The sequence below is a fragment of the Prescottella sp. GW823-FHT02E09 genome (assembly GCF_058797375.1).
In genome coordinates this window covers 735,114-755,507 of sequence record NZ_JBXAJP010000001.1, presented here as the reverse complement: position 1 = coordinate 755,507, position 20,394 = coordinate 735,114, and the positions used below count along the sequence as shown (strand labels likewise).

The following is a 20,394-nucleotide window of genomic DNA, read 5'->3' as shown; positions in this document are numbered from 1 at the left end:
GGACTCGGCCGATCGCGCGTCCGGATCGCTCGCAGCTGACCACTCGCACGCCCGCGCCCACGGCGGCACCAAGGCGGACCGCTTGCTCCACGGAATATGCAACAAGCAACGCCAAGCCGGTCGCAACGACCACCTACGCCCGGCGGTCACAGGCATGGAAGTCGCAGACGCTCGCGCTGTCGACGACCAGCTCGGCGTCCGGCTCCTGCCCTGGCCCTGACCTGCGGCGACGCAGACCGGCACCCCCACCCCCGAAATTGTTGAGGGGTGTGGGTCTCCTGACTGGCCGGCCCCTAGTCAGGGTTTTTTTACGGGGCCGTTTTTCAGTCGGAAGTCCCGAGGGGGGAGCCGCCGCGAGGACCCTGACTCTCGTCCATCTCACGGATCGGCCGATTCTCCCATCGTCCGCGAGGTCGGCGCTTTCCACCACCGATGATCGAGAGTCGATGTTGGCGTTCGTACCAGCTTCGGAGCGTCTGGCATCGGCACCACCTCCAGAGTTGCAGATTGCCCGTTTCCAGATTGATTCGTGCAGCCGACAGGCGTACGCCATCGCCGTGAGCTACCTGGTAGGTAATACCGAGCCAGAACTCGCCTTCCTTCCCGTCCGGAACGTTGACCACCAGCGTCAGGGGCTTCGAACTGTTGTCGAAGCGGGGCACTCGCTTTGAAGCACGATTCTGGGCGTCGATTGACTCGGCAAGGTCATCGATGTTGGCCCAAATACGAGGGCGCACGTCGTAGCGGACGCCGGGACCTCGAGCTGCGACTCGCAGCGTGTACATCCTCCCTGTCTCGAGGTCATATCCCATGGTGGTTAGAGCTCTCGTTCGCGTGAGGATGAGTCCTTGGGACTCCTGCGCGAACTTGAGTTGGCGACGAGACCACTCCATATACAGGAGCGTCGCGACTGCGACGAGTACTGCGACGCCTCCGACTGTTTCGACGATGTCTCGTACCCAGTTCAAGACAGACATGAACGGGAACCCTATAAGCCGCACGGGAGGGGTGACACGTGGAATCGATTGGCGAGTTGGCTTTGGGTCCCGCTGGTCGCCGCCTCTACGACGCGCTGCACGACGACACCGATCCCTACTCGCTGACAGTCCTTGTCGTCGAAGCGGCCCGGATCAAGGACCGCCTCGACAAGTTCGACGAGCTTCTGCGCGGGGACGCCGGCAGTTGGGCCCAGCTGGTCGATGCGCGGGGCGATGACCGGGTCGTCGAGATCCGGATCGACTCGGTGATGCAGGAGTCGCGGCAGCAGGCCGGTGTGCTGCGGCAGATCCTCGGCGAGATCCGCCGGCAGAAGGACGTCCGGGCGGGCGGAGACGACGATGACGACCTCGCTGGCCTGTGAGGACTTTCCGACGCTCACCGGCCGCCAAGAACCGCACCACCTCTCCGCGTTTCCGGGCTCGATCGAGCTGGGGGAGAAGGCGATCATTCTCGCCGGCCGCGCCCGTAAGAAGGCGATGCCCTGGCAGCGCGACGCGATGCACGCGATCCTGTCGACCGCTCGCGACGGCATGTGGACACACCCCGACTGTTGCCTGATCGTTCCGAGGCAGAACGGCAAGTCCCTGATTCTGGTGCTGCGGTGCCTGTTCGGGCTCTATAAGCTCGGCGAGCGGATCATCTACACCTCGCAGCTGTGGCCGACGGCCGAGGACGCGTACAAGCGACTGTGGGCAATCATCAAGTCGCGTCCGAGCCTGCGGAATCGGGTCGTCAAGAACACCTGCTCGCAGGGCAAGGGCTACATCGAGCTCGAGTCCGGCGCCAAGATCGTGTTCTGCACGCGTTCGAACGACTCCGGCCGGGGCTTTGACGAGGTCGACCTGGTCATCTATGACGAGGCATACAACCTCACCGAGGGCGAGACCGCGGCGCTCGGGCCGACGCAGATGGCTTCGTCGAATCCGCAGACGATCTACGCGTCGTCGGCGGTCAACGCCGAGCAGCACCCGAACGGCGGTGTGCTCGCGGCGATCCGCCAGCGCGGGCTCGGCGGCGAGGAAGGGCTCTACTTCGCTGAGTTCATGGCTCCGGACGGGATGTCTCGCGACGAAGAGGAGACCTGGAAGTACGCGAACCCGTCTTACGGTGTGATCCAGACCGCGCCGAAGATCCGCAAGCTGATGCGCGGATTTAGTACACCGAAGGGCCGCAAGAGCTTCGACGTCGAGGTCCTCGGCCGCGGCGACTGGCCGGTGGAGAAGGAACGCGAGACGTGGGCGCTCACCGACAGAGACCAGTGGATGGGTCTCGTCGACCACGACGCGCAGCGGGTCGGCACGGTCGCGCTCGCGGTAGCGCGAGCGGCCGAGCAGTGGGCCATCGGCGCGGCGCAGCGCACCGCCGACGGCCGGATCCACGTCGAGGTCGGCTATCTGAGGGTCGCCTCGAACCCCGAGATCGTCGCGCTGCTGTCCCGCGCGGCTGACGCGCTCGAGCCGTGCGTGATCGCCACCGACAGCCGCTCGCCGGCAGCGGTGCTCGAACCGCTGATGGATACCGCGGGCCTCGAGCTTGTGAAGTCCACAACGAACCAGGCCCAGATGGCCTGCAAGGGGTTCTTCGACGACGTCGAGGCGGCCCTGCTCTGCCACACCGGACAACGAGTGGTCGAGGACGCGCTCGAGGTTGCGGGCAAACGCAAGCTGCCACAGGGCGACTGGGTCGTCGACACGAGCGACGGCGCGGTCACCGCGGCCCTGAGCGTGCTCGTCACCGCGCGGTGGGCGTTGCTGACGTTCGAGTCCCGCGCGGCCGGTGATTCGGTCGCGCCCGCCTACCCGCAGCAGTCGACCGGCCTCGGCGGCGCCTGGTCGACCGATCAATTCGACGCGCTGGCCGCAGCGTTCTGAGAGGAGGTGACGAGTGGACGACGAAAAGCCCGTCGCACCGTCCTACGAAATCGGGTACGTCACCGATCGCACGACCGACCTGCAGCAGTGGAACACCGACGAGCAGGTGCCCGAACTGCGGTGGCCGCAGTGCAATCAGGTCTACGGACGGATGAACCGCGAGGACGGCCGCATCAAGTCGGTCGTGCAGGCGATCGGGCTGCCGATCCGCCGCGCCGGATGGCGCCTGACCCAGAATGGTGCCCGCGACGAGGTCACCGAATACGTCGCCCGCAACCTCGGCCTGACGATCGACGGCGTCGCGGTCGGCCCGCAGGAACGGATCCGCGGACGGTTCTCGTGGGGCAAGCACCTACAGACCGCGCTGCTGATGCTCCCGTACGGCCACAGCTACTTCGAGCAGGTCTACCGCATCGACGATGCCGGACGCCTGTGGCTGCGCAAGCTCGCACCGCGCCCACAGCGCACAATCTCGGAGATCACCGTCGCGATGGACGGCGGACTGGAATCGATCACCCAGCTGCCACCAGCGAACAGCGGCAAAGTTGTGCACGGGCTCGGCGGGCGAGTTATCCCCGTCTCGCGACTGGTCGCATACGTGCGCGATCCCGAGCCCGGCGACTGGACCGGCGAGTCGCTGCTGCGGCCCGCCTACAAGCACTGGCTACTCAAGGACGAACTGATCCGGATCCAGGCCGCGACCGCGCGCCGCAACGGCATGGGCGTGCCCGTGGGCACAGCAGCGAAGGCCGACAAGGAAGAAGTCGAGCACATGCGTCGGCTCGCGTCCGCGTACCAGGGCGGGATTTCGGCCGGCGTCGGCCTCGCTCCCGGCCAGGCCCTCGCGCTGCTCGGCGTGCAGGGCAACCTGCCCGACATGCAGCGGGCCATCGAGTACCACGACAAGCAGATGGCACTCACCGCGCTCGCGCACTTCCTCAACCTCGACAAGGGCGGCTCCTACAGTCTCGCGTCGGTGCTGTCGAAGACGTTCAACGACTCCGTGCAAGCCGTCGGCGAGGACATCCGCGACGTCGCGAACGCGCACGTCGTCGAGGACCTGGTCGATCTGCAGTTCGGCCCGGACGAGCCCGCACCGCGAATCGTGTTCGACGAGATCGGATCCCAGCAGGACGCCACCGCCTCGGCCCTGGCGATCCTCGCGCAGGCCGGACTGCTCGAGCCCGACGAACTGCTGCGCGTCGCACTGCGGCAGAAGTTCAACCTTCCTGTCCCGGAACCGGGTTCCGCGGACGACAACCAAGGAGAATCCGCGTGAGCACCAACCGCACAGGCTGGTACCGGATCCACGCTGCGGCAGACGACAAGCCAGCCGAGGTGTTCATCTACGACCGGATCGGCGAAACCTACTGGGGCGACGGCGTCGGGGCGAAGAACTTCACCCGCGAGCTCGCCGACCTCGACGCCGACGCGATCACCGTCCGGATCAACAGCCCCGGCGGCAGCGTCTACGACGGAATCGCGATCCTCAACGCGCTGCGCGAGCACAAGGCGACGATCACCGTGCACGTCGACGGCCTCGCCGCGTCAGCTGCGAGCTTCATCGCGATGGCCGGCGACGAGATCATCATGAGCCGCAACGCCGAAATGATGATCCACGACCCGATGATGGGCTGCGCCGGCAACGCCGACGACATGCGCGCGGCCGCCGAACGACTCGAACAGGTCGGCGAGAACGTCGCGTCGATCTACGCCGAACGCGCGGGTGGGGACGCGAAGACCTGGCGCACAGCGATGCGCTCCGAAACCTGGTACTCGGCGCAGGAAGCCGTCGACGCCGGACTGGCCGACAAGGTGGCGGCCGCCAAGCGCGCCGACACCGACGCCAAGAACGCGTTCGACCTGTCGATCTTCAACTACGCGGGCCGCTCGGCCGCTCCGACGCCGCCACCCGCGCCCCCAGGCCCCTCTGCCGCGAAGGCGGAGGTCAACAACACGAAGGAGGACACCATGTCCACCCTGATCGAGAGCCTTCGCGAGCGACTCGGCGTCAACGCCGACGCTGACGAGGCAACCGTTCTCGCCGCCATCGACGAGGCGCTCGCCGAGCAGGCGGAAACCGGCGCCGCCGGCGCATCGAACACCGCCGACACGGTCACCGTCGACCGCGCCCAGTGGGAGACCACGGTCGCCGAAGCGCGGTCCGGGCAGCAGGCGCGCGTCCAGCAGCTCCGCGACGCCGACGAGGCCCTCGTCGACGCAGCAATCCGCGACGGCAAGTTCGGGCCCGCGCGCCGCGAGCACTGGCTGACCGCACTCGCCGCCGACCGGGACGGCGCCACGCAGGCGATCAACTCCCTCGCCAAGGGCCTCGTGCCGCTCGAGGAGATCGGACACGGCCACAACGCCGCCGCCGAGACCACAGACAGCGTCGAAGAAAACGACCTCTTCAAGAACTGGAGCATCTGATGGCCGGAGCAGCACAGATCACGCAGGGCGGCCCGAAGTCGTTCACCCCGACAGAGGTGATCCTCGGCGGCCAGCTCGTCGAGGGTCGCGACAACGGCCGCATCGGCGTCGCGGCCGCCGACAGCGAACGCGTCCTCGGCGTCGCGATCACCGACGGGCAGAGCCCCGACACCGCGCAGAGCGGTCCCACCACCGACGCGATCGGCCGCCCGGTCGTCAACGCGATGCCGATCCCGACCGTTGTCTCGGTCGCCTACTCGGGCACCGAGGTGAAGGTGACCTACTCGGCGGCAGCGAAGTTCGGCGAGGCACTCGTCTCGACCGGAGACGGCAAGGTCGGCCCCGCGCCCGCCGACGCGCCGGCCGCCGCGATCGTCGGCCGCTGCACCGAACCGAAGGGCGTCGCCGCCAACGGTGTCGGCCTGATCCGCATCGCCTGACCACCACCACCAGGGAGTAACCCACCATGACGATCCGCAACGTTGTCAGCGGAACGGACGGCGCCGGCATCACCGTCGCCGACTTCGTGAAGAACCCGCTGTTCATCCCCACCCGGCTCAAGCAGCTCCTCGCGAACCAGTTCATCGCCGAGGCCCTGCTGCGCAACGCCGGATCGAACGTCGCCGGCATCTATGCCTACCGCGAGAGCGACCCGATGTTCCTCGTCGACGACATCGACGAGCTCGCCGAGTTCGGCGAGATCCCCGTCAGCCACACCGCACGTGGCATCCCGAAGATCGCCTTCGGCACCAAGCGCGGCAAGGGCGTTCGCGTCACCTACGACATGATTCGCAAGAACCAGGTCGACGACGTCAACCAGCAGATCCGGGCGCTGGTCAACACGTTCATCCGCGCCAACGACCGCGCCGCCAAGCTCGTGCTGCAGGCTGACGCCGTCCCGACCGTGCCCGTGCCGAAGGCATGGGACGCAATTGGCGGCAAGCCGCGCAAGGACATCGCGGAGGCAATCAGCATCGTCACCAGCGCGGCCCCGACGGAGGCGGAGGGAGGCAGCGAAGATGAGTACTACGGCTTCGTGCCCGACACCATCGTCCTGCACCCGGGCCTGCTCGCGACGCTGATGGACAACGATGACGTCCTGAAGGTCTACCAGGGCAACATCGCCGACCAGAACATCGCGTACACCGGTGCGCTGCCCGCGAAGATCAACGGGCTGCAGGTCATCCAGTCGCGTAGCTGGCCGATCGACCGTGCGTTCATCCTCGAGCGCGGCACCATCGGCTTCTACGGCGACGCCCGCCCGCTGCAGCACACCGAGCTCTACCCCGAAGGCAACGGCCCCAACGGCGGCCCGCGCGAGACCTGGCGGACGGACTCCACCCAGGAACGCGCCCTCGGCATCGATCAGCCGAACGCTGGCCTGTGGCTGACCGGGCTCGTGGAGGAGGTTGGCCCGTGACTGGCTACGTCCTCACCGCGCTGCGCTTCGACCAGATCCTCGATGTCGACGAGAAGGGCAACGCCACCAGGCGGATCCGGCACCGCCGCGGCGCACTGATCACCGACCTCGACGAGCTCGAGGCCCGGCGCCTGCTCAACGCAGGCGCGATCGTCCCCGCGTCCGAGGTGGATGCCGACGACGACGAATCCGACGGCGACAGCGACGCCGGCACAGGCGATGCCGACGACGCCAACCACGCCGCTGGCGGCTCCGACGCGTCTACCGCGCCGACGGCCGCGGGTGGGGCCGATCCGGAACGACCGCGACCCGCCGCCTCGATGAAGCTGTGGGCTGCGTACGCCGAGGCCCGCGGCATCCCCGCCGAGAAGGTTGCCGCGATGGCGAACAAGGACGCCATCATCGCCGCCGTCGACGAACTCGACACGCAGTAGAACAGGGGGCGCACGATGGCAGAGTTCGCCACCGCCGACGAGGTCAATCGTGGCCGGCGCCCCCTCTCGAGCGACGAGCGGGTCAACGTCGAGGCCATGATCGCCGCCGCAGGCCTGTGGATCCGCGAGAAGCGACCCGATATCGCGGACGGCGACCAGGCCGCGAACTTCGTTGTGGTCCAGGTGGTGCGAACCGCCATGGACACCGAGAAGTTCCGCGGCCTGGTCTCCTTCACGAAGGCAACCGGCGGCGTCTCCCGTGGCGGCACCCTGGCCAACCCGGGCGAACTGATTGTGTTCAGCGACTTCCACCGCGAGCTCCTCGGCATCTCCAAATCAGTGATGCCGCAGTGGCATTTCGGAGACTGACATGGATGACCTCGGAACCCAGACCGTGCGCGTGATCGAACGGGCCCGCGGCAAACGCGGAGTCATGACCGAGCGGCCAGGCGCAGTGTGGCCGGGCTGCTCGGTCCAACCGGTCGACTCGGCGGAAGGCGTACCCCTCGAGCGGCACACCCGGTGGGTCCTCTACGCCCCTCCAGGCTTCCCGGAGTCGTCCGAGAACATCCTCGCGGTCGACGGGATCGGTGACCGGCTGCACGTCGACGGTGACCTGCAGACGTGGTTCGACGACGAGGGCGTCGCCGAGTACGTCTGGGGCTACCTCGAACGCTGGAACGGGAAGGGGACCAATGGCTAGCGGTAAGCCCGGCAGCATCCGGTTCTCGTCGAAGGACGCTAAGGCGATCATGGCGTCGAGGCAGGTACAGGTGGCGACTGCTCGGCTGGCGAAGGTCGGCGCTGACGCGTTCCGGAGGGAAGCGCGCCGGCACAAGCGATCCGGTCAGCTCGCCTACAAGGTCCGCGTCGAACCTGCGACCGGATGGGACGGGCGGCCGGGATCGCGGATCGTCGCGTCCCGCCGTGGAAATCAGTCCGCATTGTTCGGCACCCGCCGCTCGCGGCCGGTGCGCGCGCAGGAGGCGGCGATGAAGGCGATGAGCCAGAAGCGGAGGTACTGACATGGTCGTCGAGATCGATGACACCCTGTTCCCGGATGTCGAGGACGTGCTCATGGCGTACCTCGCGCCGCTGGGGGACACCGACACCGAACCGCCGGTCGAAGACGACGGTGGCCGCGGGATCCAGATCAACCGCGTCGGCGGCCACGACGACGGGATCAGCGACTACCCGCGCGTGATGATCGTCTGCCACGATCCGGATCCGCGGGCCGCGTCGAAGCTGGCTCGGCAGGTCGCGAACTACATGGAACGAATCGTCGACGCGGAGATCGACGTCGAGGACGAGCCGAAGCCGATCGGTGTCGACTCGTGCCGGGTCGATACCCCGCCGGAGGCGGAACCGTTCGAGAACCCGGACGTCCGCCGCGTCGTCGCCTACTACGCGCTGAGCCTGTCGAAGCCCTGGCGGCGCTGACCCACCCCGAACATCCACGAGGCCCACGACATTCGTTGTGGGCCTTTCTCATGCCCAGGAGGCACCCATGGCTACCGATATCGGCAAGCTCGAGGTCGCGCGGCACCAGCGCGAGCTCATCCTCAAGCCCAAGCGCATGCACATCTTCGGCATGCCCATGTCCGTCGACCCGATCGAGTTCATCACCGAAGGCCCGAACTCCGCTCTCGCCGAGCTGCCCGAGGGGGCATTCGACTTCGGCCTGCTCCTCAAGGACGACGCCATCACGCTCACTCGCGAGATGGAGAAGGACGACATCAACGCGATCGGGTACTCGAATCCGGTTATGTCCGACTGGATCTCGGACATCTCCGGTATCCAGTTCACCGGTCTCGAAACCAACCGCTACAACATCGAGAACAACCTCGGTATCGACCTGTCGGCGATGACCGCCGACCCGGTCACCGGTGAGGTCGCGTTCGACCAGCCCGCGATCGCCGAGATCCGTCAGCTGCGGTACCTGCTGCTGTCGCAGTTCGGCGTCGGCGTCGACCGGATCTATCTCGGCCGGCAGCTCTACGCGGGCGAGGTCGCCGAGATGGGCGAGCAGACCCTGTCGGATGCCGGCGGCGCACTGGTGTGGCCGACGAAGGTCAACGCGATGGTCGACCCGGTCCACGGCGTCTCTGTACGCCACTTCTTCGGCGGCCCCGGCTGGAACCGCGTCCTCGAGGACGCCGGTTTCAAGAAGGGCGCCACCCCCGGCGGGCCCTAGTTTCGTCGCCGCGCTAAAGCGTCGGCTGGAATGGGATGTTGTACTTCTGCCCCAGCTCCTGCATGCGCTGGCATGGCGCCGGTTCGCCGTCGACAGCGCACAGCTTTGGGCTCGAAGGGACCACAACACCATTCCTGAGGTGAGCATGCGACTTCGCTTCGCCGAGGTCTGCCTCGAGCGCGGCGACGACCGCCTCGTCTGTGGGGTCGGCCGAATCAATGGCCTCGAGCTCGCTCTCGATGGCATCAATTACTGCTTCATACAACTCAACACGTCTGAACACACGAAGAGTGTGCCATCAGCGTCGTAGATACGGGAGAAAATCAATGGGAACGATGCCCACCCTCAGCATGGAGGGCTGGCGGCCCGTCACGCTCGTCTCACCCGACGGCCGCACCTACACGCCAGGCGATCACTCCGAGCACCGACAGCTGCTCGCCTCCGGTTACCGCGAGGCACCGGCCGAGTCGTCGCCGTCCGTGCCCGACGTCGCCGCTGCCGCTGCATCGGCGGCCGCCGAGGATCCGGACGGCAAGCTCGCGCTCGACGCCCAACAGGCCCGCGACGCCGTCGAAAGCACGGCCGAATCCGCAGCCGCCGCGGCCACCGCCGCGGACGCCCCCAAGCCCAAGACCAGCCGACGTAACGGAGGTGCGCAGTGAGCGCGAAGGACATCGACACCGTGACCAGCTTCGAGCCGCGAAATGGCACTGCTGCAAGGCAGTACGACTCCACCCGGCCGAAAAAGGAACCGTTCACCTTCCGAGTGGCGGACTCGCCGGAGTTCGTCGTCGAGGAGCCCGACGGCTACACCGTGATGGACATCGAGGAGGCGAAGACCTCCCGCAGCGTGCTCAAGCTGTTCCTCGGGGACCAGTACGAGGACCTCGAGGACTACATCGGACCGCTCGATCCCGATGTGCTCGTAGACATCGCACGCGACATGTCGAAGCACTTCGGCCTGTTCGACGCCGACTCCGCGATCAACCGCGCCGAACGCCGCAGCCGCGACCGCCGCCGCGGCGGCCGTAGTCGCCGCTGACCATGAACGCAGACGAGAACGGGTCGACGGCATCGTTTTTCGAGACACTTCTCGACGAGGCCGTCGGCCCGTTCTTCGTCTCTCTGGACGACGGAACCGAACTCGTCATCGAGGTGCCCGCCGCCGACGACGTCGCCGACCTCGACACCACAACCTCCATCCACGACGTCCTCGATCTCCTCGTCGACGAAGACACAGCCGACACCATCGCCGACGCGTACGCCCGCCGGCCGATCAGCGAACTCGCCGACCTCGTCGACGACATCCGCGCACACTTCGCGCTACTGACGCCACCCGACCAGGGTTGGGCCTACCTCGTCGACGAGATCGACCGCTACGGCATAGCGATCGACCGGGACCTGTTCGGCATGCCCGGAGACGCGCGCCTGTACGACTGGGTGCGCGACCACGAAGACCTGCCGTGGAACCACTTCATGCGCATGCTCCCCACCCTCCCCGTCGGGGGTTGGTACTACGCCGCGATCGCCGACGACGACGAACGCGCGGACCAGATCCTCGAGATGGAAGCCCGCGGCGAACTACCGCCGCGCTCGAACCGCCCCTCGCTGATCGGGTGGACGCCCGAACGCGAGCTGATGACCGAGGTCGCTGAACTCCTCGAGCACGTCGTCCACGCCGTCTGGGGCGCGAGTCCGAAGTTCAAGGGCAAGGGCGGCAAGCCGCCCCAGCGTCGGCCCCGCCCAGAGACCGCGCACGACCGCGCCGAAGAACGCGTCGCACTCCGCGAGCACGACGACATCTCGTCGCAGCTCCTCGGCGCCCGCTACACGCGGCGCTACTCCGAAAACTAGGGGGTGCCCCATGGCCGACCTACAGGGTGGGCAGACATTCCTCAACGTCCTGCCGTCGATGACGGGCTACTTCAAGCGGATCCGCTCGGAGATCCAGGGCAACCCGATCGAGCAGAACGTCGACGTCAAGATCAACGAACGCCGATTGGCGAAGGCCAAGAGCGACCTCGAGTCGATGGTTAAGGCCGAGGAGGCAGCACGCCGCAAGGCCGCCGATGCAGCCGGCGCCCAGACCGTCGCCGAGGCGAAGCTGCAGGCGCTCCGCGAGAAGGGCGTCACCGACGTCGGACGGCTCGCCGCCGCCGAGGAGGCGGTCGAGAAGGCGAAGCGCAGCAGTGAAGCCGCGTCGAAATCGCTGGCGGAAGCCGAGTCCAAGCGCAAGGCCGGCGACATGCGCGTGCAGCGCATCGAGGCGCAGTTCGACGGCAGCAAGGCCGACGCGCAGTCGGAGTCGTTCCTGCAGCGTCTCGCAGCGAAATCGGAGACGTCGGGCCATGGGATCGGTTCGAAGCTCGTCGGCGGTATCGGCGCGGCCATGAAGACCGGGGCGATAGCCGTCGGGGCGACCGTCGCGACGGTTCTCGGGACCGCCCTGACGAAGGGCTTCAACCGGCTGACCGCGATCGAGAACGCGCAGGCCAAGCTCAAGGGCCTCGGCCTGGCCGCCGACGAGGTCAAGTCTGTGATGGGCGACGTGAGCGCCTCGGTGTCGGGCACTGCGTTCGGCACCAACGAGGCGGCCGACGCCGCGGCGATGGCGCTGTCGAACGGCATCAAGCCCGGCAAGGACCTGCAGCGCACCCTCAAGCTGGTCGGCGACTCCGCAGCGTTCGCGAACAAGGGATTCGGCGAGGTCGCGCCGATGGTCATGAAGGTCGCCGAGTCTGGAAAGCTCAGCGGCGCCGTCCTGACCCAGATGGGTGAGAACGCGATCCCGATCATGGCCGGCCTGCAGAAGGTCACCGGCAAGACGGCCGAGGAAGTCCGAAAGATGGCTTCCGACGGGAAGATCGACTTCGAGACCTTCCAGAAGGCGCTCGAGTCGTCGATCGGCGGGTCCGCCCTGGCCGCTGGCGACACCTTCCAGGGCTCGATGAAGAACATGGGTGCCGCGCTCGGCAGACTCGGCGAGACCCTACTGTCGGCACCGTTCAAGGCCGCACCCGGAGTGTTCAAGGGCATCTCCGGCGGGATCGACAACATCAACGCCAAGACCAAGGGCGTCCTCGAGCTGCTGACGACGGGCGCGTTCGGCGAGGCGTGGGAGAAGGCATTCCCCGGCAAGGACCTCTCGAACTCGGGTCTCGCGCGCGGGATCGTCACGATCAGCGAGAACATCCACTCGCTGTTCGCCGCGACGAAGCTGTTCGCGACCGGCGATTTCACCACCGACATCGGGCGTGCGCTCGGCGTAAGTGAGGACTCCGAGCTCGTCGACCGCATCCTGCGGACGCGGGAAGCGATCGAGCAGGCACGCGACACCGTGAAGCTGTTCTTCGGCGTGATCGCCGGAGACGGCGCCGACGTCGACCTGCCCTGGATGAACAAGGTCATCGACGCCGGCGTGATGGTGCGCGGCTGGGGCGAGCAGATCGGCCGAATCTTCGGCACAGTCAAGGACATCCTCGTCGAACTCGGCCCACCGGTCGGGCAGATCGTCGGCTCGCTCGGACAGGCCTCCGCAGCGATCGGCATCAGCACCTGGTCGGTGTTCCTCGACGTCCTCGAGGCGCTGCTGCCTGTGATCGGCGACATCCTCGTCCCGGCGGTGCAGACGCTCGCCGACCTGATGGCCGCGCACCCGGGGGTCGTCACACTCGTCGTCGGCGCTTACACCGCCTACCGCGGTGCCGTGGTTGCGGCGACGGCCGCCGTGAAGGTGCAAGACGTGTGGGCCAAGCGGTCGATGATCACCACGAAGGCGCACGCAATCGCCACGAAGGCCTCGACGATCGCGACGCGTGCGTGGGGCATCGCCCAGACCGTCGCGTCGACGGCATCGAAGGGCGCCGCCGTCGGCGTCCGAGCGCTGAACGCGGCGATCAAGGCGAACCCGATCATGGCGATTGTCTCGGTGATCACCCTGCTCGTCGGCGCGCTGGTGTGGTTCTTCACCAAAACTGAGACCGGCAAGCGGATCTGGGAGACGGTGTGGTCAGGCATCAAGGCCGCGATGGCCGCGGCGTGGGACTTCATCCGGCCGATCTTCGAGGCGATCGGTGCGATCTTCACGTGGCTGTACGAGAACATCGTGCAGCCGGTATTCACCGGACTGAAGATCGCGCTGGCTGTCGTCATCACGGAGTTCCTGCTGCTCTGGGAGGGTGTCAAGCTCTACATCGAGATGGTCGGCGCGATCCTGACCTGGTTGTGGGAGAACGTCGCCCAGCCCGTCTGGGCGCTGATGAAGGTCGGGCTGCAGGCTCTCGGCGCGTTCTTCGGGTGGGTGTGGAACTCGCTGATCAAGCCCGCGTGGGACGGCCTCGGTGCCGGCATCTCGTGGGTGTGGCAGAACGTGATCCAGCCCGCCTGGAACGCGCTCAAGGCCGCGCTGCAGGCAGTCGGCGCGTTCTTCGGGTGGGTGTGGAACTCCCTCGTCAAGCCCGCGTGGGACGGCCTCGCGGCCGGAATCAAGTGGGCCTGGGAGAACGTGATCCGCCCCGCGTGGGACGGCCTCAAGGCTGCGCTGCAGGCTCTCGGCGACTTCTTCAAGTGGATCTGGGACAACGCGATCAAGCCCGCGTGGGACGGCCTCGGCGCCGGTATCGCGTGGGTCTGGGAGAAGGTGATCCGCCCCGCGTGGGACGCGATGACCGGCGCTCTCGGCAAGGTCCGCGACTTCTTCGGGGAGGTTGTGAAGGGGATCCAGGGCAAGTGGAACGGTCTCAAGGCCATCCTCGCGAAGCCGATCAACTTCCTGATCAACACCGTCTGGAACGGCGGCATCCTGAAGGCCTGGAACAAGGCGGCCGATCTCCTCGGGCTCGACAAGGCCGAGGAACTGGCCAGCATCCCGGAACACGCGACCGGTGGCGCGATCCGTGGGCCCGGCACCGGTACGTCCGACGACGTGCTGATGTGGGGCTCGAACGGCGAGCACATGCTCACCACGAAGGAAGTGCAGCGCGTCGGCGGCCACAACGCCGTCTACGCACTGCGCGACATGATCATGCGCGGCGTCCCGTTCACCTGGGACGGCGGGCAGATCATCCGCGAGCTCGGCCGCGACAACGTCAACGCCTACGGCGCCAAGGTCGCGGTCAAGGGCCTCGGCAACGTCAACCCGCAGGGCATGTTCGACTGGCTGCTCCCGAAGTACAAGGACGGCGGAGAGATCCGCCCCGCGTGGGAATCGCAGCTCGAGAACGGCCACCGCGCCGCGAAGATGCGCAACGGCAACCCGTACACGTGGGGCTTCGAGGACTGCTCGGGCTACGTGTCGGCGATCGCCGATGCCATCCTCAACGGCGGCAACGGCTCGTGGAAGTGGGCGACGGGATCGTTCCCGGGCGGGCAGCCGTGGGCACCCGGTCTCGGCGAAGGATTCTCGGTCGGCGTGTGGGATGACCCGGGCGGGCCGGGCGGCGGCCACACCGCCGGCACCCTCACCGGTGTCGGCCCGTACTCGACGACCAACGTCGAATCGGGTGGTGCGCACAACTATGTCGCGTATGGCGGCCCCGCGGTCGGCGCGGATGCACCGATCTTCGCGGGCAAGTCGCCGGGCCTGTTCCACCTGGCGATCGGCGCTGACGGTGCGTTCGAATCGGCGGGTGGTCCGTCACCGCAACAGAAGACGTCGTGGCTGCAGCAGAAGATCGCGGGCATCTTCGACTTCTTCCTGAACCCGATCAAGGCCGGAATCGGTGCCGCGATCGGCACACCGCCGCCGGAGTGGCTCGGCATTCCGCCGAGCTTCCTCGACCACGGTCGCGACAAGGCGTCGGCGTTCCTGTCCGAGAAGGTTCTCGGCCTCGGATCGCTGTTGTCGTCGGTGTGGGGCAGGGCCAAGGACGGATTCGGGCTGTTCCGTGACCAGGGCGGCTGGATCCCGAATGGGCTCTCGATCGTCCGGAACGAGACCGGCAAGCCGGAGGCGGTCCTGAACTGGGACCAGATCATGGCTCTGCGGGATCTGTTCGAGACGGGCGACTACACCAGCGCATTGTCGCGGGTCGGGATCGAGGAAGACCACCCGTACGTCGACGCGGTCCTCGGGCTGCGGGATCTGATCGTGAACGGCGACTACACCCCCGCGGTGCGGCGTCAGTTCGGGATCGAGGAGGACCACCCGGTCGTCGGCGCTGTTCTCGGCGCCCGCGACGGGATCCTCGCGGCACAGGCGAATCTCGACGCGACCGGCACGTACGCGTCCGAGATCGACTGGGGTGGTGTCGGTGCGCAGATCGGCACTTCGCTCCTCGCGGAGTGGGGCAATGGCCTGCTCGGCATGGTGGGGCTCTCGAACCGGTTCGAGGGTATGAAGCTCGTTGACGACACCGGCCGGCGCCGTTCCGACGAGGCCGGTGCACGGAACGAGGCCAGTTTCGACGACGGCCCGACCGGCGACCTGGATCCGGTCGGCGACTCCGGCACCGCTCCGGCGTCGGCGGCTGCCCCGGCACCGGTCGACCCTGCTGGCGATCCGGAATCCGTTGTCGACGTCGTCAAGCGGGCGTTCGCACCGCTCGGATGGGACACCGGCGAGCAGTGGGCCGCGGTCGACTTCATCGTCGGCAAGGAATCGAGCTGGAACCCGCTCGCCCGTAACCCGCAGTCGGGTGCGTTCTCGCTGTTCCAGTTCCTCGGCTCGACGAAGGACCAGTACCTGCCCGACGAGAACCCCGATCCGTACATCCAGGGGCTCGCGGGCCGGGACTACATCCGGGACCGCTACGGCGATCCCGTTCGGGCGCGGTCGTTCTGGGAGAAGAACGGCTTCTACGACCAGGGCGGAATCGCGCGCGGTAAGGGCTACCTGCTCAAGGACATCATCCATCCCGAGCGGGTCCTCTCGCCGCGGCAGACGGCGACGTTCGAGCAGCTGATCCCGATGCTCGACCGGATGCAGCAGTCGACCACCGCGCCCGCCGACGTCATGCCGGCGTCGGCTCTGTCGTCCCTTGAGTACGCGCCCGTCGGCGCCGAGGGGGACACGTTCCACGTCTACGGAAAGGCGGACAGAGAAACGATGAACGAGGTCGGTATCTGGTCGAACCAGCGCACGCGCAGCCGCCGCTACGACAGGGGGCAGCGGTGAGCCTGGTCGACTCCGTCCGGGCCCGTGGGGTCGATGGATCGGTGTGGCCGCTCGGCGGTCCACGCAACCTCGCGAAGGATGCGTGGATCGTCGGCGGCCTCGACGCGCTGTTCGTGCCACCGCCGTTCACCGCGGCACGCACATCACGCGCGTACCAGATCGGTTCGACACCGAGGATGACGAAGGTCGAGGAACGGCTGCTCGACTTCCGGGTGCGGCTGCAGGGCCGCACCCGGAGCGACTTCGAGCAGCTGCTCGCTGCGTGGAACCGCGCCTGGTCGAAGGACGCCGATCTCGACCTCGACACGAGGACCGAGACCGGCGGCACCCGCACGATCAGCCTGCGTCTCGACCGGCAGATGAAGCCTGCGAGCCGAATCTCGATGCAGGCCCGCAAGCTCGACCTCGAGATGGTTGCGGTCGCGTGCTGGCCGTACCTGCGTTCCGGGGTCGACGTCGAGAAGTTCGAGTGTCCGGCCGGCACACATGAGGGCACGGTCCTCGTGTCGAACCTGACGGATGTACCGCTGTGGGTGGAGTGGGGCGGTACCCCGGGCCGCTGGTTCTTGCCCGACGCACTGTCGGGCCGCGTCGTGCCGATCCCGGTGCAGAACGACGTGTGGAAGGTCCGCACTCGGCAGAACTTCGAAACGCCGTCCTCGGCGTCGGGGGAGTTCGTGTGGCCGAAGATGCGCGGCGTCAACTTCCAGTTCGAAATCCCGCCCGGCACAACGCCGACCGAGCTTCCCGTGCGCGTGGAGAACGCGCCCGTCAAGGCCGAGCTGCGTTGCTTCATGCCGCGGTACCACCAAATGCCCTGGGGGTGATCCATGAGCGTCGATCTCGACGCGGGCCTCGCGGCCATCGATGCCCGGTTCGAGGCGGAACAGGCCGCGAGCAACGAACGCGACCGGGTGTTCATCTACGACCGGAACCTCGAGCTTGTCGGAGAAGTGTTCGGCGAGAACGACGCCGACTGGGAGGACATCTGCAACGACGCCGGCGAAGCCGCGGTCACCATCCCCGGCGAGGACGACCTCGCGCAGTGGCTCATCGACGCGCAAACCGTCGACCACGATGTGTTCCTCGTCTTCCAAACCCCTTGGAAACGTGAGTGTTACAAGGTCAAGGACATCGAGATCGACGAGGACGACCACGGCAACATGGTCGTGCGGCCGATCGCGCTCCACGTCCTGGACGAGGCCAAGCACTGGCAGTGCTGGCCGAACACGATGGCACCGCTGGGAGCGCAATTCCCCAAGTCCGACACCCAATTCGGGAACGCGATCAAGGTGATCAAGGGGTACGCCCACCGGAACCTGCTGCGCGAGCAACAGCCCGGGTGGATCCCGTTCTTCGACATCTGGAACGCGGCGAACTGGAAAGCGAACTTTGACAACGCGAAGTGGCCGATGGTGATGATCCCGTACATCGCCGAACGGGACGGTGTCGCGGAATGGTGCGCCCTCGACTCCCGCATGGACAACTTCTATGACCTGGTCATCCACACCCTCGAGGACGCGGGTCTGCAGCTCACCGCCGACGTGTGGTTCCCCGGCGATCCGCAACCGTGCCCGAGCCACTTCCTTCTCGATCGGCCGACCCTCGTGTTCGACGTCGTCCGGCGGCGGGTCGCCGCAGGCGTCACCGGAACCATCGTGGATCCGATCCGGGACCTGGTGCGGATCATCGCCCCCGACGGCACCTCGGAGACGGTGACGATCGCGGATCCGAACGATGACCCGAACAACGCCGACCCGACGGCCCCGTGGGTGATTCTCCGGCGCGGCCAGCACGTCGGGCTGCGGTCGAAGATGACGATCCACAAGCCGATCGAGCACACCATCACCACGGGCGGGAAGAGCCCCGACGCCATCAACCAGGGCGCGAAACTGCTGTCGAACATCCTGCTCGGGCTGCTCGGCACCGCGATCGGCATGCCATGGCTCACGCTCGGCATCTTCGACAAGGCCGTCGAGGACGTCATCCTCGCGTGGGCGATCTTCACCGACCATCAACGCAAGGCCCGCATGGGTCGCTACTCACACAAGTCCGGATTCGAGACCGGCGGCGGCGTTGCAGTCTCCCCATCCGGGCTGCAGGTCGGCCGCGTCGGGCTCCACAAGGCTCGCGGATACGTGAGCTTCGCCGCCGAGGTCGACGACGCAGCCCCACACGTGATGGGCCGGCATATCGACGTCGGTATCAGCGCCGGATTCGAGGTCGGCAATCGCATCTGGCTGTCGAACATCTCCGCCGGCCGCCGCTCGTGGTCCCGCACCCAGGCGCCGGCATGGCAGATCGCAGTCGGCGACTACCGCGCCCTCGAGCCGGACGGCACCCGCGCACTGCGCTACATCGGCACCCTGACCGGCGCGGTCCGGCAGATCTCGAGCTCAACCTGACAGGAGCGTCCACGTGCCCGAACCCGATCCCGATCTCAATGCCGAACTGCTCGCCGCGATCCCACCGGACATGCACCCGTACGCGTACGTATTCATGCACCCGTCGATGGAAGGCGTCACCCCGAAATTCGAGCCCGACGAGATGAACGCGCTCGGCCGGCACCTCGAACGGCTGGGATTCCGGCCCGTCGCCGAGCAACTCGACCGATACGAGCCGCCGAAGTCCGGGCCGATCCACCCCCACAACCCGGGCAAGTGGATCCCGAAGTCCCGGCCGCGTTCGGCGGCAGCCCCGACGGTCGCCGAACGGTTCGTCGCGGCGATCGGCCAACTACCCGAGGGCGACCGCACCGAAGTTATTGCGTCGCTGACCGATTCGAAGGAGACCAGCGGATGACCGTCACCTTGCCCCCGCGCCCGGCGTTCGACGAAAAGTGGATGCTCAGCCTGTCCCGATCGAGCCGATTCGGCGCGGCCGTCACAAACGCGTTGTGGCACACCGAGGAAGGCAACGCGACCGCCGTCGCCCTCGCCCTGTACTGCGGCAACCCGGCGAACAATGCGTCGTACCACGACATCGTCCGGGACCGGATTGTCGCGCACGTCGTCGACGACGATTTCGCGTCGTGGTCTGCGCTGGCGGCGAACCCGTACACCTACAACCTGTGTTTCGCAGGGTCGCGCGCTGCCTGGACTGAGGCGCAGTGGATGGCCCGCGCCGACGACATCCGCATCGCGGTGTGGCTGACGCTCGAGGTCGCCCGCCGCAAGGGCACCATCGCGACCGAGATCATCGCGCTCGGCGGCGGCCGGTACCGCGGCCGGATGTCCGGCATCGCCGATCACTACTACGTGACCAAGGTCCTCGGGATCGGCAATCACACCGACCTCGGCATGAACTTCCCGTGGTGGTTCGCCGCGCAGGTCCTCGCCGAGTACCTCGCCCCGGCACCGCTGCCGGCGCCCGTGGTGCCCGCGATCGACGAGGAGATCCGCCGGGTCCGCGAGGTGAACGACTGGCTCGGCGCCCGGATCACCGTCGGCGAGAACGACTGCCGCGGCGACCGCGGAGGCAAGTGGGTCAAACTTGAGAATGGCCAGGCGTACTGGTCGGCGCAGACCGGCGCGAAGATCGTCCCGAACGCGCTGCTCGATACGTACGGCCTCTACGACTGGGAGGTCGGCCCGCTCGGCTACCCGATCGGTGACCACACCGTCCTCACCGAACCTGCGACCGGGACGGCGTGGGGCGACGTCCAGCACTTCGAGGGCGGCACCCTGTACCGCCGATACAGCGCCGACCGCGGCTGGTGGGTCCACGGACTGATCTACGCGACGTGGCGGCGCAGCGGCTTCGAGAACGGCCCGCTCGGCTGGCCGACCTCGGACGAGGTCGTGCTCGACAACGGCGACCGGGTCCAGCACTTCGAAGGCGGCGACATCTACTGGTCGCCCACTGGCACCGTTGCGCTCAAGCCGGCCGACGGCCCCGATCAGCACTTCCCGATCTCGCACTGACGCCGCGGG

Annotated in this window: 21 protein-coding genes; 20 read left to right on the top strand and 1 reads right to left on the bottom strand. The window is 67.3% G+C overall.

Going from position 1 to position 20,394, the window contains the following annotated elements; all coding sequences use genetic code 11:
- Positions 1-1,015: 1,015 nt before the first annotated feature.
- The 12 genes from AC1RIF_RS03695 to AC1RIF_RS03640 all read left to right on the top strand — a co-directional run bounded on the left by AC1RIF_RS03695 (position 1,016) and on the right by AC1RIF_RS03640 (position 9,348).
- On the top strand, positions 1,016-1,360 hold the full coding sequence (locus AC1RIF_RS03695; RefSeq protein ID WP_492599997.1) for a hypothetical protein: 345 nt from the start codon (positions 1,016-1,018) through the stop codon (positions 1,358-1,360).
- Entirely contained in the window at positions 1,338-2,870 is a 1,533-nt protein-coding gene (locus AC1RIF_RS03690; protein ID WP_492599996.1) for a terminase large subunit domain-containing protein, read from the top strand. Before AC1RIF_RS03695 ends, AC1RIF_RS03690 begins: the two co-directional genes overlap by 23 nt.
- A 13-nt stretch (positions 2,871-2,883) precedes the next feature.
- The gene (locus tag AC1RIF_RS03685) at positions 2,884-4,149 is read left to right on the top strand and encodes a phage portal protein family protein (protein ID WP_492599995.1); all 1,266 of its coding nucleotides are present in this window, start codon (positions 2,884-2,886) and stop codon (positions 4,147-4,149) included.
- The gene (locus tag AC1RIF_RS03680) at positions 4,146-5,300 is read left to right on the top strand and encodes a head maturation protease, ClpP-related (RefSeq protein ID WP_492599994.1); all 1,155 of its coding nucleotides are present in this window, start codon (positions 4,146-4,148) and stop codon (positions 5,298-5,300) included. Before AC1RIF_RS03685 ends, AC1RIF_RS03680 begins: the two co-directional genes overlap by 4 nt.
- A complete protein-coding gene (locus tag AC1RIF_RS03675; protein WP_084870392.1) occupies positions 5,300-5,740 on the top strand; it encodes a hypothetical protein in 441 nt (146 codons plus the stop codon). Before AC1RIF_RS03680 ends, AC1RIF_RS03675 begins: the two co-directional genes overlap by 1 nt.
- A 26-nt stretch (positions 5,741-5,766) precedes the next feature.
- A complete protein-coding gene (locus AC1RIF_RS03670; protein WP_492599993.1) occupies positions 5,767-6,720 on the top strand; it encodes a phage major capsid protein in 954 nt (317 codons plus the stop codon).
- On the top strand, positions 6,717-7,154 hold the full coding sequence (locus tag AC1RIF_RS03665) for a lipase chaperone (RefSeq protein WP_492599992.1): 438 nt from the start codon (positions 6,717-6,719) through the stop codon (positions 7,152-7,154). Before AC1RIF_RS03670 ends, AC1RIF_RS03665 begins: the two co-directional genes overlap by 4 nt.
- Positions 7,155-7,169: 15 nt before the next feature.
- Complete coding sequence (locus tag AC1RIF_RS03660) at positions 7,170-7,523, top strand: hypothetical protein (RefSeq protein ID WP_492599991.1); 354 nt, start codon at positions 7,170-7,172, stop codon at positions 7,521-7,523.
- Position 7,524: 1 nt separating this feature from the next.
- Complete coding sequence (locus AC1RIF_RS03655) at positions 7,525-7,857, top strand: hypothetical protein (protein ID WP_492599990.1); 333 nt, start codon at positions 7,525-7,527, stop codon at positions 7,855-7,857.
- The gene (locus AC1RIF_RS03650) at positions 7,850-8,179 is read left to right on the top strand and encodes a hypothetical protein (protein ID WP_492599989.1); all 330 of its coding nucleotides are present in this window, start codon (positions 7,850-7,852) and stop codon (positions 8,177-8,179) included. Before AC1RIF_RS03655 ends, AC1RIF_RS03650 begins: the two co-directional genes overlap by 8 nt.
- 1 nt (position 8,180) lies before the next feature.
- Positions 8,181-8,594 (top strand): hypothetical protein, encoded by a 414-nt coding sequence (locus AC1RIF_RS03645; RefSeq protein ID WP_492599988.1) that lies wholly within the window; start codon positions 8,181-8,183, stop codon positions 8,592-8,594.
- Between the two features lie 67 nt (positions 8,595-8,661).
- Complete coding sequence (locus tag AC1RIF_RS03640; protein ID WP_492599987.1) at positions 8,662-9,348, top strand: hypothetical protein; 687 nt, start codon at positions 8,662-8,664, stop codon at positions 9,346-9,348.
- A 13-nt stretch (positions 9,349-9,361) separates the two neighbouring features.
- On the opposite strand, the gene AC1RIF_RS03635 is transcribed toward AC1RIF_RS03640, so the two are convergent.
- Complete coding sequence (locus AC1RIF_RS03635) at positions 9,362-9,631, bottom strand: hypothetical protein (protein WP_492599986.1); 270 nt, start codon at positions 9,629-9,631, stop codon at positions 9,362-9,364.
- Positions 9,632-9,674: 43 nt separating this feature from the next.
- Here AC1RIF_RS03635 and AC1RIF_RS03630 point away from each other — a divergent pair, with 43 nt between their 5' ends.
- Genes AC1RIF_RS03630 through AC1RIF_RS03595 form a run of 8 tightly spaced genes read left to right on the top strand, consistent with a single transcriptional unit; the run spans position 9,675 to position 20,385 of the window.
- Entirely contained in the window at positions 9,675-10,010 is a 336-nt protein-coding gene (locus tag AC1RIF_RS03630) for a hypothetical protein (RefSeq protein WP_492599985.1), read from the top strand.
- Positions 10,007-10,390, top strand: coding sequence for a hypothetical protein (locus tag AC1RIF_RS03625; RefSeq protein WP_492599984.1), 384 nt, complete (start codon positions 10,007-10,009; stop codon positions 10,388-10,390). Before AC1RIF_RS03630 ends, AC1RIF_RS03625 begins: the two co-directional genes overlap by 4 nt.
- A gap of 2 nt (positions 10,391-10,392) precedes the next feature.
- Positions 10,393-11,202 carry a hypothetical protein gene (locus AC1RIF_RS03620; RefSeq protein WP_492599983.1) on the top strand — a complete coding sequence of 270 codons (810 nt, stop codon included), beginning with the start codon at positions 10,393-10,395 and terminating at the stop codon, positions 11,200-11,202.
- Between the two features lie 10 nt (positions 11,203-11,212).
- Entirely contained in the window at positions 11,213-16,462 is a 5,250-nt protein-coding gene (locus AC1RIF_RS03615) for an aggregation-promoting factor C-terminal-like domain-containing protein (protein WP_492599982.1), read from the top strand.
- Positions 16,459-17,289, top strand: coding sequence for a hypothetical protein (locus AC1RIF_RS03610; protein ID WP_492599981.1), 831 nt, complete (start codon positions 16,459-16,461; stop codon positions 17,287-17,289). The genes AC1RIF_RS03615 and AC1RIF_RS03610 overlap by 4 nt, the downstream gene beginning before the upstream one ends.
- A gap of 3 nt (positions 17,290-17,292) precedes the next feature.
- On the top strand, positions 17,293-18,867 hold the full coding sequence (locus tag AC1RIF_RS03605) for a Gp37-like protein (RefSeq protein WP_492599980.1): 1,575 nt from the start codon (positions 17,293-17,295) through the stop codon (positions 18,865-18,867).
- Positions 18,868-18,880: 13 nt separating this feature from the next.
- Entirely contained in the window at positions 18,881-19,264 is a 384-nt protein-coding gene (locus tag AC1RIF_RS03600; protein WP_175279439.1) for a phage gene 29 protein family protein, read from the top strand.
- Positions 19,261-20,385, top strand: coding sequence for an LGFP repeat-containing protein (locus AC1RIF_RS03595; RefSeq protein ID WP_492599979.1), 1,125 nt, complete (start codon positions 19,261-19,263; stop codon positions 20,383-20,385). The genes AC1RIF_RS03600 and AC1RIF_RS03595 overlap by 4 nt, the downstream gene beginning before the upstream one ends.
- Positions 20,386-20,394: the final 9 nt, after the last annotated feature.